Raw genomic sequence first — 2,127 nt, forward strand, 5'->3', positions numbered from 1 at the left:
CGCGGCCGGGCGAGACAGACTGAAAACCGGCGCGCGTTCTGTCACCTCTTATGGTCTTTATGGTCGCTGAGCTGGCGCTTCGACGACGACACCTACGCGCGCTCCGCAGCTTGTCTATAGCGCGCAACCACATAGGCGTTTCGCTTCTTCCACAAAGCATGGCGCTCACATCAGGCGCGCCCTAGCCCGTCCCCTTCACGAACTCGTCGGTACGCGCCACGGTGGTGGCTATGTTTAAAACCTCGCGATCCCAGCGTTTGTAAAATTCGTGCATTGCTCTCAGAACCCTACCGGGCCTCTGTTCCACACTCGCGCGCAGAACTTCCACCGCAGCATAAAACAACGGATCGACGAAATATTGTCCTTGAAAGTTGGTCAACTGGCCGCTTTCCAGCAAGCTGGCTGCCTTCCCAATTCGAGGAAAGCAGATCAAGCTCGGGACCTCGCCATATCGGATCATCAGCAGGTAACGCCAGCGATGTCCAGGTGCAAGGGAAGCGGGCAACAATTCCACGCTGGTTTCCATGTGCCCGCACTTCCTGAGGAAGTTATATACAACTAGGACCCGCTCTTTCGCATTGCCTGCGATGAGCACATAGTGTGCGGTCGAGGTCACTGGTTGACCCCCGTCGTCGTTCACGCTGCTATCATCGCATTGGAGCCCAAGGACCTCCATCAAGTGCCGCTGTGCATCAGAGTTCAACGACTCCGTCCCTGCAAGGTAGCGGTCCAGCGCAGGTTTCGTGACCGCTATCCGTTTCGAGACTGCCAACACTGGCTCTGGCCAACAGCCAAGCAAAGCAGCAACAATCTCACGGCAGGTGCCCTCATCCACGATCGTCTCCGAAGCAGAAAAATAGATTTGATGCCCGGCCGATCTTCACCAATGGTGAATTGGCGTGTAAGCGTCTTCGCATGGCGCAACTCGACTAACCGGTTGAGGAATTCGCACGACCGAGTTGCCGGAGGTTTTAGGAATGCTTGCTCTGACCTGGAACGGTATTTGACCTACCAAGAGCGTGACGATTGTAGGTTCCACCGACGGCGATGTTCGCAACGAACTCACGAATTCGATTTCCGTCTATCCATGGCGCATGGACCCATTCGGGTTCTAGACTTCAGGGAATAAACAGCCGTGAATTTGTCGGCAGGCTGCGGCACTTTGTGCGATGCCGTTACTCACATAGATCTGGAGCATCCCTCCAACCACTTCATACCATAGTAGAGCAGCGCCTTCCGGGCAGGGCGCCCTCTAGTCAGTTTACCCGGCCATGCAGCAGCTACGGTTGACATGGGTCAATCGTCCGATTTCCATTCGGTTGACGAATTGCAATATGCGAATCGCCGGACACAGGACGCCCGGTTCGGTCTGCCAATACCTCTCTCTCATCTCGTCAACATGAGCCTCGACAGCTTGGGTTCCCACGCTTGTCTATTTGTTGATTTAAATCAACCCGTGCATGCGGCGTTCGGCGCCACATAGAACTATCCCCACGTCGTACGAGTCTCAAACATGAATTCCGCCCGCATTCTTGATCCGCGCCTGCTCGGTCGCGTGACATCCGCCGACGAGGCGGCCGCCCTGATCGGCCCAGGCATGACTGTCGCCATGAGCGGCTTCACCGGCGCCGGCTACCCGAAGGCAGTACCTGTCGCGCTTGCCGCCCGGATCGGCGCCGCTCATGCGCGTGACCAGGATTTTCGCATCACCATCATGACCGGCGCATCGACTGCACCGGAACTCGACGGTGTACTGGCACGCGCAAATGGCATCGCGATGCGTCTGCCCTATCAATCGGATCCCACGCTGCGCGACAAGATCAACGCTGGCGAGATTGAATACCTGGACATCCATCTGAGCAATGTGGCGCAGCATGCATGGTTTGGGCTATTCGGAGATTTGGATATTGCCGTAGTGGAGGTGTGCGCAATACGCGAGGACGGACTGCTTATTCCCTCCTCTTCAGTCGGGAACAACAAGACGTGGCTTGAACGCGCGAAGGGCGTGATTCTTGAAGTCAACGCGCGTCAACCCTTGGGGCTCGACGGCATGCACGACATCTACTATGGTACTGCGCTGCCTCCGCACCGCATGCCGATTCCATTGTTGAACACGGGCGATCGCAT

1 protein-coding gene and 1 pseudogene are annotated in these 2,127 nt (G+C 56.7%); one reads left to right on the forward strand and one right to left on the reverse strand.

From position 1 onward, the window contains the following. Nucleotides 1–181 precede the first annotated feature (181 nt). Nucleotides 182–526, reverse strand: a complete 345-nt coding sequence (locus tag BSU04_RS45805) for a hypothetical protein (protein ID WP_089159419.1) — start codon at nucleotides 524–526, stop codon at nucleotides 182–184. Nucleotides 527–1,513: 987 nt separating this feature from the next. Here BSU04_RS45805 and BSU04_RS30260 point away from each other — a divergent pair. After that, nucleotides 1,514–2,127 (forward strand): annotated as a pseudogene (locus tag BSU04_RS30260) (propionyl-CoA--succinate CoA transferase); the annotation flags it as partial.

Source organism: Caballeronia sordidicola (genome assembly GCF_002220365.1).
Taxonomy (GTDB): domain Bacteria; phylum Pseudomonadota; class Gammaproteobacteria; order Burkholderiales; family Burkholderiaceae; genus Caballeronia; species Caballeronia sordidicola_C.

What these genes read in the sequence shown, in the direction of transcription:
- BSU04_RS45805 (WP_089159419.1), bottom strand. Translation starts at nt 526, where the DNA reads ATGGAAACCAGCGTGGAATTGTTGCCCGCTTCCCTTGCACCTGGACAT.